The organism is Cupriavidus sp. IDO (assembly GCF_000812465.1).
Lineage (GTDB): Bacteria > Pseudomonadota > Gammaproteobacteria > Burkholderiales > Burkholderiaceae > Cupriavidus.
In genome coordinates this window covers 25,351-38,603 of sequence record NZ_JWMA01000087.1, presented here as the reverse complement: position 1 = coordinate 38,603, position 13,253 = coordinate 25,351, and the positions used below count along the sequence as shown (strand labels likewise).

Annotated in this window: 9 protein-coding genes and 4 pseudogenes; 7 read left to right on the top strand and 6 right to left on the bottom strand. The window is 63.6% G+C overall.

From position 1 onward, the window contains the following. Positions 1 to 96: pseudogene (locus tag RM96_RS37585) on the top strand (IS5/IS1182 family transposase); the annotation flags it as partial. A gap of 940 nt (positions 97 to 1,036) precedes the next feature. Here RM96_RS37585 and RM96_RS23770 read toward each other — a convergent pair. From RM96_RS23770 to RM96_RS23755, 4 genes are all read right to left on the bottom strand, one after another. Further along, positions 1,037 to 1,993, bottom strand: coding sequence for an N-carbamoyl-D-amino-acid hydrolase (locus RM96_RS23770; protein WP_039014160.1), 957 nt, complete (start codon positions 1,991 to 1,993; stop codon positions 1,037 to 1,039). 62 nt (positions 1,994 to 2,055) lie between these two features. Continuing rightward, the gene (locus RM96_RS23765) at positions 2,056 to 3,333 is read right to left on the bottom strand and encodes a Zn-dependent hydrolase (protein WP_052279705.1); all 1,278 of its coding nucleotides are present in this window, start codon (positions 3,331 to 3,333) and stop codon (positions 2,056 to 2,058) included. Continuing rightward, positions 3,330 to 4,556, bottom strand: coding sequence for a diaminopropionate ammonia-lyase (locus RM96_RS23760; RefSeq protein ID WP_039014159.1), 1,227 nt, complete (start codon positions 4,554 to 4,556; stop codon positions 3,330 to 3,332). The genes RM96_RS23765 and RM96_RS23760 overlap by 4 nt, the downstream gene beginning before the upstream one ends. Before the next feature lie 70 nt (positions 4,557 to 4,626). Beyond that, on the bottom strand, positions 4,627 to 5,511 hold the full coding sequence (locus RM96_RS23755) for a MurR/RpiR family transcriptional regulator (protein ID WP_039014158.1): 885 nt from the start codon (positions 5,509 to 5,511) through the stop codon (positions 4,627 to 4,629). 305 nt (positions 5,512 to 5,816) lie between these two features. On the opposite strand from RM96_RS23755, the gene RM96_RS23750 reads away from it, so the two are divergent. From RM96_RS23750 to RM96_RS23735, 4 genes are all read left to right on the top strand, one after another. Beyond that, positions 5,817 to 6,611: a transporter substrate-binding domain-containing protein gene (locus RM96_RS23750; RefSeq protein ID WP_039014156.1), complete on the top strand. Its 795-nt coding sequence runs from the start codon at positions 5,817 to 5,819 to the stop codon at positions 6,609 to 6,611. A 70-nt stretch (positions 6,612 to 6,681) separates the two neighbouring features. Then, the gene (locus tag RM96_RS23745; protein WP_039014166.1) at positions 6,682 to 7,341 is read left to right on the top strand and encodes an amino acid ABC transporter permease; all 660 of its coding nucleotides are present in this window, start codon (positions 6,682 to 6,684) and stop codon (positions 7,339 to 7,341) included. Between the two features lie 12 nt (positions 7,342 to 7,353). Then, entirely contained in the window at positions 7,354 to 8,004 is a 651-nt protein-coding gene (locus RM96_RS23740; protein ID WP_039014155.1) for an amino acid ABC transporter permease, read from the top strand. Positions 8,005 to 8,092: 88 nt separating this feature from the next. Continuing rightward, complete coding sequence (locus RM96_RS23735) at positions 8,093 to 8,857, top strand: amino acid ABC transporter ATP-binding protein (protein ID WP_039014154.1); 765 nt, start codon at positions 8,093 to 8,095, stop codon at positions 8,855 to 8,857. Between the two features lie 184 nt (positions 8,858 to 9,041). Here RM96_RS23735 and RM96_RS23730 read toward each other — a convergent pair whose 3' ends face one another. Then, the gene (locus tag RM96_RS23730; RefSeq protein WP_039014152.1) at positions 9,042 to 9,263 is read right to left on the bottom strand and encodes a hypothetical protein; all 222 of its coding nucleotides are present in this window, start codon (positions 9,261 to 9,263) and stop codon (positions 9,042 to 9,044) included. A gap of 185 nt (positions 9,264 to 9,448) precedes the next feature. Between RM96_RS23730 and RM96_RS37580 the strand changes: the two are divergent. Then, positions 9,449 to 10,218 (top strand): annotated as a pseudogene (locus RM96_RS37580) (ISKra4-like element ISBte2 family transposase); the annotation flags it as partial. 200 nt (positions 10,219 to 10,418) lie between these two features. Continuing rightward, positions 10,419 to 12,061 (top strand): annotated as a pseudogene (locus tag RM96_RS38875) (ISL3 family transposase). A gap of 360 nt (positions 12,062 to 12,421) precedes the next feature. On the opposite strand, the pseudogene RM96_RS23710 reads toward RM96_RS38875, so the two are convergent. Further along, positions 12,422 to 13,229 (bottom strand): annotated as a pseudogene (locus tag RM96_RS23710) (oxidoreductase). Positions 13,230 to 13,253: the final 24 nt, after the last annotated feature.

Here is a 13,253-nt window from a genome sequence, read left to right as displayed (position 1 = left end):
ATTCGCTTTGAGCGTCGGGCCGACATTCACGAAGCATTCCTCAAACTCGGTTGCTCCCTCGTCTGCTGGAACATCTTCAGACGTACGGAGCAGTCTTTAGCGGGTAAGAGAGCAGCGTCACCGCTGCTCCCTCCCCAAAGAACTGTACGTGCGAGTTTCCCCGCATACAGCTCAGGCATGGCTAAAGTATCGCCAGGGGGATACCGGTCTTGCTGAACATCACAAGTCCTTCGCAAACGTCATATCGTTGGTCCATCCCATTGCTGAGACGAGGGCGCTGAGCTGCAGCCAAGCAGCCTCTTCCAAGCTTCCCTACGTCGAACCTCAAATGCTGGCCTGCGACAGCCACACCTCGCGGAAGTCTGCGCCCTTTCGGGCTAGGGCAAAGTTCGAACCCCTATGCGGACCATTACAGCCTGCCATTCGCTTTCTCCGCGTTCTCTTACCCGCTTCCCCAACAGCTTCCCTCGCGGAGCGCCTGCCATGGATTCGATGGTCTGAATCTGTGGCGGAAAATCGGGCTTACCACGTTCCCATCCCTGCCGACCCGAATGTTCCCGGGCCTGTCCGTTTAGCACCTGCCTATTCCCCGATGGCACCACGACGACGTACACCCATTTCAAAAGGATGCAACCGGCCATTTACCATTTTGGTCAGAGCCTTTCAGCAGCTTTGGCTCTCTGAGACTAACGAGGGTTCCACCGACAGTTCACTTATGTTGTGCATACGGAATTTGCCTAGCCTCCACGCCGCACGGCTGCTGGCAGCGTCGACTCCTGCCTCGTCGCCGAGGTGAGTCGTCTTTCGACAAGTACATTGTCCCTGGAGCTTCAGACCCAATGGTTACCCATTACGCCTGTCCAGGTAGGCAACCGCTGGTCGTACAGCGGGTCAAAGTTCAACCTCCTATGTTTCGGTTGTTGAATGTGACAAGACAGAGAGGAGCTTTGCCATCCATTACTTGCCGGGTAACGTCCGGCGGACGGCGACTCGTGTCGCACTTGAAACGGTCTCTTAGCAACCTCGGTGGACGTGTTCACTTTGCGCCAAGCGGCGATCCATCGGCGCGCAGTGTTTCGCCCTTGCGCTCGACGATCATGCCGTAGGCGTGCGGCTGCCGGTGCAGGTCGAAGTTGAAGGTGGTGCGCTTGTATAGCGCGCAGAAGTCCAGGTCGCAACGTGCGATTGCCACTTCGTCGCCCTTGGTGATGCAGCTCGCGACCACTTCGCCGGATGGCGCGATGATGCAGCTGCCGCCGATGCTGTCGACACCTTCCTCGATCCCAGCCTTTGCCACGCCGACCACCCAGGTGCCGTTCTGGTAGGCGCCCGCCTGCATCGAAAGCTGGTTGTGGAACAGCGACAGGTCGTCGTGCGCAGGTGCCGGCGCGTTGTGCACCGGCGTGTTGTACCCGATCAGCACCATCTCCACCCCTTGCAGGCCCATCACGCGATAGGTCTCGGCCCAGCGCCGGTCGTTGCAGATGGCCATGCCGATCTTGCCACCGAAGGCCTCGGTGACGCCAAAGTGGTCACCGGGCGTGAAGTAACGCTTCTCCAGATGCTGGAAGCGGCGCCATGGTTCGTGCTCGTAGTGGCCGGGCAGATGCACCTTGCGGTATTTGCCGACGATGGTGCCGCTGCGGTCAACCAGGATCGAGGTGTTGTAGCGAACCTGGCGCTCGTTCTCGCTGGCCAGTTCCGCATAGCCGAGATAGAAGCCCACCCCGAGCTCGTGCGACAGCGCGAACAGCGGCAGCGTGTCGGCACTCGGCATCTCGCGTTCAAAGAAGCTGTTGATTTCCCAATCGCTGTCCATATACCAGCGCGGGAAGAACGTGGTCAGCGCCAGTTCAGGGTAGACGATCAGGTGCGCGCCGCAGGCATGGGCTTCGCGCATCATTTCGCACAGCCGGGCGACCACCTGCACGCGTGTATCGGCGCGTGCGATCGGGCCCAGCTGGCCCAGTGCGACATGTATGAAACGGGTCACGATTGACTCCTGAAATTCGGGGAAGAAAGGGTGTTGGATCGGGCGGGCTGCGCCGGAGTCGTTCAGGGACGGTTGGCCAGGCTGACGACCACGCGCATCAGCAGCTGCGCGCCCCGCACCAGGTCGGCCGGCTCGGTGAACTCGCGCACGTTGTGGCTGAGTCCGCCGACGCTGGGAACGAAGATCATGCCGGCAGGGCAGACGCGCGCCAGCATCTGTGCGTCGTGGCCCGCTCCGCTCGGCATCCGCAGGGTCGACAGGCCGAGCGCATCGCTGTGCCGCTGCACCAGGCCGGTCACCAGCGGGTCGAACGCCACCGGTTCGAAGCGCGCCAGCGAACGCTGGCGCAGCGCGACACCTTCCGTCGCGCAGGTCTGGTGCGAGAAGGCGAGCACCTCGGCCTCCGCCTGCGAGAGCGCCGTGCCGTCGGTGTTGCGCAAGTCGACGGTAAAGGTCGCGCGGTTCGGAATCACGTTGACGAGGTTCGGCTCGAAGCGAATCGCGCCGACCGTGCCGATCTGGCGTCCGCCGTAGCGCAGCGCCAGGTCATGCACGAAGGTGGCGATGCGTGCGGCGCAGTAGCCAGCGTCGTGCCGCAGGGCCATCGGCGTGGTGCCGGCATGGTTGGACACGCCTTCGAGCACGAATTCGGTCCAGCTGATGCCCTGCACGCCTTCAACCACGCCGATCTCCACGCCCATGCGGTCCAGCACGGGGCCTTGTTCGATATGCAGCTCGACAAAGCTGTCAACCTCGGGCCGGCCGATCGGTGCATCGCCGCGATAGCCGATGCGCTCCAGTTCCGCGCCGACCGTGCTGCCGTCGATGCCGCCGGCCGCGAGCGCTTCGTCGAGCGACATGCCACCCACGTATACCAGCGAGCCCATCATGTCCGGCTGGAAGCGGGCGCCTTCCTCGTTGGTAAAGAAGGCGATCGCCAGCGGGCGGCGCAGCCGCACGCCGGCATCGCGCAGCGCGGCGACCACTTCCAGTCCAGCCATCACGCCATAGTTGCCGTCGTAGCTGCCGCCAGTGCGCACCGTATCGATGTGCGAGCCGACCATCACCGGCGGCAGGTTTTCATGGCCGGCAAGGATCGCGACGCCATTGCCGATGGCATCGATGGTGACCTCCATGCCGAGTGCGCGCATTTGCGCGACGGTCCAGTCGCGCCCCGCGCGGTCTGCGTCGGTCAGCGCCAGGCGGCAGACGCCGCCACCGTCGATGGCGCCATGCGCATTAAGTTCGTCGAGCCGGCGCAGCAGCCGCGCGCCGTCGATGCTCGGGAATTCGGTGTCGAGCCCCGTGCGGCCGCTGTCCGCGGTGAGGTTCGTCGTCATGCCTGCGCTCCCGCGCGCACAGCGTCCGCACTGCGCCCGACCAGTCGCGCGTACAACCCAGCATCGGTATCGGCCTCGCTGCCAACGAACAGCAGGTGGCTGTGCGCGCCGAGGCCCAGCGCTGCACGCGCTTGCGGATCTTGCGTGGCCGCAATGGCGGCTGCCAGGCCCGCTACCGCAGATTCGCCGGCGACGATGGCGGGATCGCCATCGTCGGGATTCGCGAGCAAGCGCATCGTCGCCACCGCCGCTCCGTCATCGATGGTGCAGAAGGCATCCGCGCCGTGGGCTAGCACTTCCCAGGCCAGCAGTGACACTTCTCCGCAGGCGAGGCCCGCCATCAGCGTATTGAGCGTGCCGGTCACCGCCGTCACGTGGCCGGCGCGCGCGCTGCGGTACAGGCAGTCGGCGGCGTCCGCCTCGACCACCACGAATACCGGGCGCTGCGCTGAGTTGCGTTCCCAGAAGTAGGCGCAGACGGCGGCGGCGAAACCGCCCACACCGGCCTGGATGAAGACGTGCGTTGGCCACTCGGGCAGCGCGTCGACGGCCTCGGCCACCATGACCTGGTAGCCCTGCATGACATCTCGCGGGACGTCCATGTATCCGGGATACGAGGTGTCGGAAATCACGTGCCAGCCGCGTTCGCGAGCGTCGCCGTCGGCCTGCTGGACCGCTTGGTCGTAGTTGCCCGTAGTCCGTACCACGGTCGCGCCGACCTGCTCGATCGCCGCCTTGCGTCCTTCGCTGACGGTGGCGTGGATGTAGATCACGCAGGCGCAGCCGAACCGCCGGGCGCCCCATGCGACCGAACGCCCGTGGTTGCCATCGGTGGCGCAGGTCACCGTGTAATCGGCGCACAGTGCGCGCAGTTCGGGCGCGGCGAGGTCGGCAGGGGTCAACGCGCGGGCGATTCGCTTGCCGATTTCGCGCGCCAGCAGGCGGCCCACCGCATAGGCGCCGCCCAGCGCCTTGAAGCTGCCGAGGCCGAAACGCGTGCCTTCGTCCTTGTAGTGGATCTTTCTGACGCCCAGCGCGGCGGCCAGCGCTGGCAGTGCATGCAGTGGCGTAGGCCGGTAGCCCTCCCAGGCGGAGATGGCGCGTTGCGCGGTGGCCAGCGCCGGCGCGCCGAGAATGGCCTCTCGCGTGCTGCCATAGCCTTCGCTGCGGGTGCGCGCAGGGTTGACGAAAAGATCAAGCTTGAGCTGCGGTAACGTGGACATGGGACTTCCGGTGTTGACAGGACAGGGGATTGCGCGAGCCGACTCGCGCTGTATTCGGGATGCGCGGGGATCACGCCTGCAGGTCGAGATCGTCGAGCAGGTCATGCGCGCGTTCGACCCGCGCCATCCGCGCACGCGTGCGCTTGTGGGCGCGCCGCGCCATCGCGGTCGCGAGGTAATTGACGAGGCTGGTCGCGGCTACGTAGGAGTCGAACACCTGGTCGCCATGGTGCGAGCAGCGCAGCACAGCGGTGGCGTGCATGGTCAGTGCGGAGACCGGTGCATCGCTGAGCAGGATGATCTTCGCCCCGGCCTCGGCGGCCACCGTGACGATCGGTGCGAGCCGGCGCGCGCGGCGCCGGAAATCGACCGCGACCAGCACGTCCTTGCTGTCGATTTCTGCGATCAGTTCGGCATCCTTGCCGGCCTGCTCGTTGAGCAGGTAGACCTCCGGCCGTACCTGCGACAGCAAGGCATTGGCATAGAAGGCCAGCATGAAGCTGTTGCGATAGCCGACCACCCAGACCCGGCGCGCATCGGCCAGTTCGCGCAGGGTGGTGTCGAGTACCCGTTCACTGAGCTGCTCCGGCAGGGCGGCCAGTCGGTGCGCGTCGAGCTGAACATGTGCCTCCAGTCCGGCGAGCGCGGGTAAAGCCGCACCAGTGCGAGCGCCACGCGGGGTGGCGGCGCGATCCATCTTTGCCAGCGGAGACTGGCTTGCGCGCTGGTCGCGCAACGCCTGCCGGAACGCTCCGAAGTCGGCATAGCCGAGCCGCCGGAAGAAGCGCGCGGCGCTCGCCTTGGACACGCTCGCCAGGTCGGCGAGCTCGGTAGCGGAGTATCCGAGCAACTCGGATTTGCGGCTGAGCAGTACGTCGGCGAGCTTCTTGTCGGTGCCGGAGAACTCACCGTAGCACTGGATGATCTGCGCTTCGAGCGCGTCGTAAGTGGTCATGTTGGAGTGATCGATTGCGATACCTGGGTCTCGTCCCGGCTGCACCGGGTTGGCGCCGCCTTGCACAATTATGAAACCGGAGTTTCTATATTTGTGGCATGTGAAATGATTGTTCCACGCTTCGGGTCTCCCCTAAGCAAAGACGATGCCAACTGCGGTCGTGGCTTGCCTGATCTCGCGTAATCCGTTGAATCTAAAGAGAGTGTTATCTCTTCCTGGATCGGGGCGGCGCCTCAAGTGACCGTGGCATGCCTCTTGCTTATTGGTCCTTCGTTCTCCTCGACCGACTAAAGAAAGGGTGTTTTATGAAACGCAGACAGTTCACCGCCATTGCCACGGTCCTCGCCACTGCCGCCATGGTCGCCATGGCGCCTGCGCAGGCCGACGATTCGCTGACCGCGGTGATGGCGAAGAAGTCGATTGCAATCGGCATCCCGGTCGACTTCGCGCCATATGGCTTCATGGGCCCCGATCTGAAGCCGCAGGGTCTGGATGTGGCCGTGGCGCAGATGATTGCCGACAAGATGGGCGTCAAGGCCGACCTGGTGCCGGTCAGCACGCCTAACCGCATTCCCTATCTGCAAACGAAGAAGATCGACCTGATCGTGTCGGCGCTGGGCAAGAACGCCGAGCGTGCCAAGGTGATCGACTTCACGATCGCCTATGCGCCGTTCTACCAGGCCGTGTTCGGGCCGAAGAGCCTGAGCATCAAGAATTTTGCCGACCTCGGGGGCAAGACCATCGCTGTGACTCGCGGCACCATTCAGGACGACGTGCTGCAGCAGGTCGCGCCGCCCACGCTGAAGATCCAGCGCTTCGAGGATGACAACTCGACGGTGGCCGCCTTCGTGACGCAGCAGACCCAGCTGGTTGCCACCGGGGCCGCGGTCGCCGCCATGGCGATCCAGAAGTATCCGAAGGTGGACGCCGAATACAAGCTGCTGCTGAAGGACTCGCCTAACTTTATCGGCGTGCGCAAGGGCGAAACCGCGCTGTTGACCAAGGTCAACGAGATCCTGCGCCAGGCCAAGGCCGACGGCACGCTAGGTAACTATGCGCAACGCTGGCTCGGCCGCGGCACCGGCGAGCTGCCCGAATAAGACCCCTGCCAAGAACGCGGCGGCGCGCGCCGTCGCGGGTTCCACCTTCGCTTCTGTGTGGCTCTTCCGTATGATTTCCTTTGATTTCGCACCAGTGCTCTCGCAATGGCCGATGTTGCTGCAGGGCCTCTGCCTGACCGTTCTGCTGACCGCATTCTCGGCAATCGCCGGCACCGTGCTCGGCGTCGGCTGCGCCTGGTCGCGCCTGCATGCGCCGGCGAGGGTGCGCGCCATGGTCGGCGGCTATGTCGAGGCGATCCGCAATACCCCTTACATCATTCAGCTGTTCTTCGTCTTTTTCGGCCTACCGTCAATTGGCGTGCGGCTGACGCCCGAGGTGGCCTGCGTGTTGTCGATGACGCTTAACCTGGGTGCCTACGCCTGCGAGATCATCCGCGCCGGCCTCGAATCCACGCCGCGCGGGCAGATCGAAGCCGCGCAGAGCCTGGCGCTCGACCGCTGGCAGATCTTCACGCGCGTGGTGCTGCCGCCTGCGCTCAAGTGCGTCTGGCCGGCACTGGTCGGCCAGATCATCATCGTGATGCTGGGCTCGTCGGTCTGCAGCCAGATCTCCGCGGAGGAGATGTCCTATGCGGCAAACCTGATCGCCAGCCGCACCTTCCGGAACTTTGAAGCTTATATCGCCGTTGCCGTCGCGTACCTGGCGCTGGCCGTCGCGGTGCGCCAGGCGCTGAACTGGATCGGGCCGCGCTTTTTGTTCGGACGCTGACAGGAGACGGCCATGATCGAGTTTTCACTGTGGGACATCTTTCGCAACCTGCTTCTGGCGCTGCGCTGGACCGTCGGACTGTCGCTGATTGCTTTCGTCGGCGGCGGCATCCTCGGCCTGCTGCTGCTGGTGGCGCGCATTGCCAGGGTGCCGGGGGCGGTTCGCAGCATTGCGTTGTACGTCCAGCTGTTCCAGGGCACGCCGCTGCTGATGCAGCTTTTCCTGGCCTATTTCGGGCTGGCGCTGATCGGCATCGAAACCTCGGCGCTGTTCGCCGCCGCATTGTGTCTCACGCTCTATGCTAGTGCCTACCTGACTGAGATCTGGCGCGGCTGCGTCGATGCGATTCCACGCGGCCAGTGGGAGGCATCGGCCAGCCTTGCGCTGAACCTGCGCGAGCAATTGCGCTACGTGATCCTGCCGCAGGCGGCGCGCATCGCCGTGGCGCCGACGGTGGGCTTTATGGTGCAGGTCGTCAAGGGTACTGCGCTGGCTTCGGTGATCGGCTTCGTCGAAGTGACCAAGGCCGGGCAGATGATCTCAAATGCGACTTTCCAGCCCTTCCTGGTCTATAGCTGCGTCGCGTTGCTGTATTTCGCACTGTGCTTCCCGCTGTCGCTCTGGAGCCGCAGGCTCGAACGCGGATGGCAGGCGCATGCCTGAATCAGCAGACAGTACCGCGACGAAGTTTCGCACCGAGCCCCCACCCACGCCTACCAAGCCTTAGCAAGCCTCTCGAAGCTGCATATCCATGTCCACATCACACGCCACCACCCAGCCATTTGCTCTCGTCGATGTCGAGGGCCTGCATAAGCAGTATGGCGACAACGAAGTCCTGAAGGGCATCGACTTGCAGATCGGCCGGCGTGAGGTCGTCTGCATCATCGGCCGCAGCGGCTCCGGCAAGAGCACGCTGCTGCGCTGCCTGAACGGGCTCGAGACTTTCCAGCAAGGCAAGCTGTCGATCGACGGCCAGGTGCTGCGTCACGGCGACGCGAAGGCGATGCGCGAGCTGCGACAGAGCGTCGGCATGATTTTCCAGAATTTCAACTTGTTCCCACACCTGACCGCAGGCCAGAACGTGATGCTCGCGCCCTCGCTGGTCAAGGACGTGCCGAAGGCGGATGCGCGCCGGCGCGCGCAGGCACTGCTGCAGCGCGTCGGCCTCGGCGAGAAGTTCGACTGCTACCCCGACCAGCTCAGTGGCGGACAGCAGCAGCGCGTGGCGATCGCCCGCGCGCTGGCGATGGACCCGGCCGTGCTGCTGTGTGACGAAATCACTTCGGCGCTGGACCCGGAGCTGGTGGGAGAGGTGTTGAGTGTGGTCGAGTCGCTCGCCGCCGACGGCATGACGCTGATCATGGTCACGCACGAGATGAACTTTGCGCGCAAGGTCAGCGACCGCATCGTCTTCATGCACCAGGGCAAGGTGCACGAGACCGGCACCCCCGGGCAGGTGTTCGGCGACCCACGGACGCCGGAATTGCAGCAGTTCCTGTCGGCCATGCACGGCTGATCCGCGGCGCAGCTGCCCGAACTGCTGAACACCGGTGTGATCGAAGGCTTTCTTCCTTGAAGTCGGGCCGCCTTCCCCGGAGCTCCAAGATGAACCAGGTGGCGTTCGCCGCGTCGGGCCCCTCGTGGCCCGGACGTACAGCGTGTGTGGGCGACTGGAATGGCTGGCGACGTGAGGGTGCGGTTCAGGCGACGACGGCTTCCCGGCTGCCGGTAAAGCTGCGCAACCGCAGCTCCTCGGGTGTAAACTCCGGGCCGCGTATTGCCCCGAATGCCTGAGCCCCAGCCAGCGTCCGGGTCGCCGCTTCGTTCAGGCGGTCTGGGCCTTGCAAGCGGAGCGAGACCGGCGACAGGGGGCCGAACAACAGCGCGCGTTCGACCTCGGGCCAGCGAAGCCGCAAGATCATGTAGCACTGGCTGCTGCCCGCGCTGCCGCATCGCCCGGCACGCCGCCAGCCCCTGCGCCATCTGTGTCGGCGACGGCATGGGTGTCAGGCCGGCCAGCATGTAGGCAATCCAACGGGCGTGCAGTTGGGGAGCGTGAAGGCAGGGCACATAGGATTCCGGCAAATCGCGTCCGCCGGAGACCAAGATGAAAATCACCATTCGCGTTGAGGTCACCACGGATTGTGGCGAAACGTCCACATTTGAGATCTGCAAGATTGACCGCCCTTATCGCGAGCTTGAACCGGCGAAAGTCGGCCTGTCACTGGCTGAAGGGAAAGACATACTGCACGAGCTGCAAAAGATAATGGTGGCAATGCAGGCTGAAGAAGTCTGCATGCTGCGACGATTTTGCACTCGCTGTCACCGTTTCCTCGACCTCAAAGATCGACGGATTCGCAAGGTAGACACAGTTTTTGGTACCGTGCCGTTTCGCAGTGCTCGGATTATTTGCTGTCCGTGCGGGACACCCCTCCCAATGGAGTTCCCGTATAGCCCGATGACGGAGTACGTCCCGGAGCGCGCGGGTGATCGTGCCTGAAACGCCGGACGTTGCCGACAGCCTCGCACAGTTGGACTACCGGGCCCGAGAGCTTGTTGCATATGTCGATGCGAATGGCGGGGCGACAATCAATTACGGAGCACGACATCGTCAAAACAAGCCCATCTCAACCGCGCCGGCCGAATCTGCGGTCAATCAGGTGCTGAACCAACGCATGTGCAAGCGTCAACAAATGCGCTGGTCGCCGAACGGTGTCCATCTGTTTGCCCAGGTCCGTTGTGCCGTGAACAACGGTGACCTCGTCGAGAGACTCGCTAGGCATGAGCCACCAACGGAACCCAGGTCAAGGGAAGTTGTTGAGTTCTTGGAGCAACTCGGCCTCTCGGAGTTTGAACCCCAAGGTTTTTAACGCTCCCCCGCCGTGCTGACAAATTTTCTTCGCTGTGATTAAGTCATTGATTTCATTGATGTTGCGTGCGGTTTCGCTGCCGTTGTCACACGAGTTGACGACATTGCTTCGGAATCGGTGACGACTTTCCGGGTTTCCCGCACTTTGTGTGACGGCCGCGTTGGGGGCTTGATTTCGGGCCGATCTGGCTTTACGTTGATCGTTACCATGAGCCAAGTTCTCGGTGGGATCGATCGTGTTCTCGCCCGCGTGGGTAAGCGCTTCGTCTCCAGCGACGCGCGAGGGGAGACCATTACTGTCGAAGCCTGCAGTACGGTTCGCGCGGCACCGTGTCCTGCCTGCCATCGTTGGAGTAACCGACGCCACGGCAGCTATGTGCGCAGGCTGGAAGAACGTCCGATGCTCGACCAGCGGGTCGTTCTCGCCGTTGAGGTGCGTCGCTTCAAGTGTGCAAATGCCGGCTGCCCGCGTCGTACGTTTGCCGAGAGCATCCACGCCCTGGCCGGTCGGCATCAATGTCGTACGCAATCGCAGGCTCGGGCGTTGTATGCGCTGGGCCATGCCCTCGGTGGTGAGGCGGCAGCCAGGCTTGCTAACGTCCTGGGCTTGCGCACCAGTGCCGACACCGTGCTGCGGGAGTTGCGAAGAGCTCCTGAGCGCAAGCGCAAACCACGACCGCGGGTCGTCGGCATCGATGACTGGGCGATCGCGCGCGGTCACCAGTACGGAACGATCATCGTCGACCTGGAACGACGTGAGCCGATCGAAGTGTTCGCCGGCAGGGAAGGAACTGCGGTGGCCGCGTGGATGCGTGCGCACCCCTCGATCGAGATCGTCGCCAGGGACCGGGCCGGGGCCTACTCCGAGGCGGTCGACATCGCGCTGCCGGCAGCCACGCAGGTCTCGGATCGCTGGCATCTACTGTCCAACTTGCGCGACAACGTCGAGAGACTGCTGCGCCGACTCGGCCCGCAACTGCGCCAAGCCGCGCAGCAAGTCGAGGTCCGTGGCGTGACCCTGGGCCGGCAGCGGGAGCTGAGCCGCAACTCACTGTGGTCATGGCAGCGTCTGAGCGATCAGCGACGCGCCTCGCGGGTGGAGCTGTACGAGCGGGTTATGGCGCTACACGCCCAGGGCGGCACGATGAAAGGAATCGGGCAAGAGCTCTCAATCGACCATCGAACCGTGCGCAACTTCATCACCGCGGGGGCATTCCCCGAGCGCGCACCCAGGGCGCGGGGTCCGACGCTTTTAGATCCTTATCTCAGCTATATCGAGGAACAAATCGCACAGGGCTGTCGCTTCCCTGAACTAATCTGGCAGGAACTCAAGCAGCAAGGCTATACGGGCAGTCGCGCCACCGTTCGGAATTGCGTGATTCGCCTCCTCTTTCCGCAGGGCAAGGTGTCGCTTGTCCAGGCACCCGTGCGCACGATGCCGTGCCCGTCGGCCCGGGGCGTGTTCGGATGGCTTGTCGGATGGAGGAAGCTCGCCGTCGAGGAGCCCAGGAGTGCGGACCACGCGCTTCGTGCAGGGCGCTGTGCAAGATCGAACCCGTGGTGGGCGAGGTCCGCAGCCTCGCGCGGGAGTTTCTCGGGCTCATGCACCGGCGAAGTCCGCGGCAGTTCGATCGATGATTGAGGCGTCTGTCGCGCTGCGACGCTGCGGAAATGCGTAGTTTCGCGCAAAGCCTGCGCGCCGACTTACCGGCTGTGCGTGCGGCCTTCAAGCTGCCATGGAGCAATGGCCAGACCGAGGGTCACGTCAACCGGCTCAAGTTCCTCAAGCGCCAGATGTATGGGCGCGCGAACATCGAGCTTCTGCGGCTGCCGGTCTTGAAGCCAAGCTAAACCGGCCTGCCTTGTCCTACTGGACCCGCTAGTCCGGTCGCCATCGCAGGCGGGTGAGCACGTACGCCAGGACGAGGCTGGCGGGCTCGCCCACGTTTGTCAACAAGCAGAAGAATGGTGGTAGTGGGGCGGGGGAGACGACGGCAAGGTCCTCCACGCGAGTTTGCCGTCGTCACACAAATTGCGGAAGACCCACTTTTGCTGCGGTATACGGGCCAGGACGAGGCTGGCGGGCTCGCCCACGTTTGTCAACAAGCAGAAGTGGTGGTAGTGGGGCGGGGGAGACGACGGCAAGGTCCTACACGCGAGTTCGCCGTCGTCACACAAATTGCGGAAGACCCGACTTTCCTTTGTTCTACGTCAGGAGAGCCCAAAGGTCTTGCGCAGGCTTGAGTCTACGGGGCCCGCCGGCATGAAACGGCGCAGCTTGCTCAGCAGGGCGGCCTCGCCTTTGGGTGTACGGCGCATTTTCCACGCGCCCAAGGCGGCGTCGACGACCGTGCTGGCGATGCCGTCGGGCGCCGGTGCTTTTTTGGACATTTTCTTGAATTGCCTGCGAAACGACGCTGCGCTCGTCGTCGTAGGCGGATACCTTGGAAACCGCATGGGGCGCATTGATATCCAGGCTGGTCTTGGTGAATGAGGGTTCCACAAGCACCACACGGATGCCGAACTTGCGCACCTCATGGTCCAACGTCTCGGACATCCCCTCCACGGCGTGTTTGGACGCCGAATAGAGACCCATGTACGGCGCCGGCAGAAAGCCGAGCACCGAGCTGATGTTGATGATTCTTCCCGAACGTTGCGCGCGCATGTGCGGCAATACGACTTGCGTGGTGCGCAAGATGCCGAACACGTTGGTGTCGAACAGCGCCTGCGCTTCGGCGATCGACGTTTCCTCGGTTGCACCGAGCAGCGTCACGCCGGCACTATTGACCAGCACATCGATGCGCTTGGCCTGCGCGATGATGATCTGGATTCCATGCTGAACCGACGCTTGATCGCGGATATCCATCTCGACCAGTTCAACGCCCGGTATCGGCTGCGCTTTTGCGAGGTTGCGCACGGTGCCGAACACCCGACAGCCCCGCAACGCAAACTTCGCCGCGGTGGCACGGCCGATGCCCGAAGACACACCGGTAATCACGACAACTATGGAATTGGACATGACAGTTAATTTCTGTGGTGAATT

Excerpts from the sequence above, each read along its gene's own strand:
- RM96_RS23765 (WP_052279705.1), bottom strand. The coding sequence starts at position 3,333 with ATGACGACGAACCTCACCGCGGACAGCGGCCGCACGGGGCTCGACACC.
- RM96_RS23760 (WP_039014159.1), bottom strand. The coding sequence starts at position 4,556 with ATGTCCACGTTACCGCAGCTCAAGCTTGATCTTTTCGTCAACCCTGCG.
- RM96_RS23755 (WP_039014158.1), bottom strand. The coding sequence starts at position 5,511 with ATGACCACTTACGACGCGCTCGAAGCGCAGATCATCCAGTGCTACGGT.
- RM96_RS23750 (WP_039014156.1), top strand. The coding sequence starts at position 5,817 with ATGAAACGCAGACAGTTCACCGCCATTGCCACGGTCCTCGCCACTGCC.
- RM96_RS23745 (WP_039014166.1), top strand. The coding sequence starts at position 6,682 with ATGATTTCCTTTGATTTCGCACCAGTGCTCTCGCAATGGCCGATGTTG.
- RM96_RS23740 (WP_039014155.1), top strand. The coding sequence starts at position 7,354 with ATGATCGAGTTTTCACTGTGGGACATCTTTCGCAACCTGCTTCTGGCG.
- RM96_RS23735 (WP_039014154.1), top strand. The coding sequence starts at position 8,093 with ATGTCCACATCACACGCCACCACCCAGCCATTTGCTCTCGTCGATGTC.
- RM96_RS23730 (WP_039014152.1), bottom strand. The coding sequence starts at position 9,263 with ATGATCTTGCGGCTTCGCTGGCCCGAGGTCGAACGCGCGCTGTTGTTC.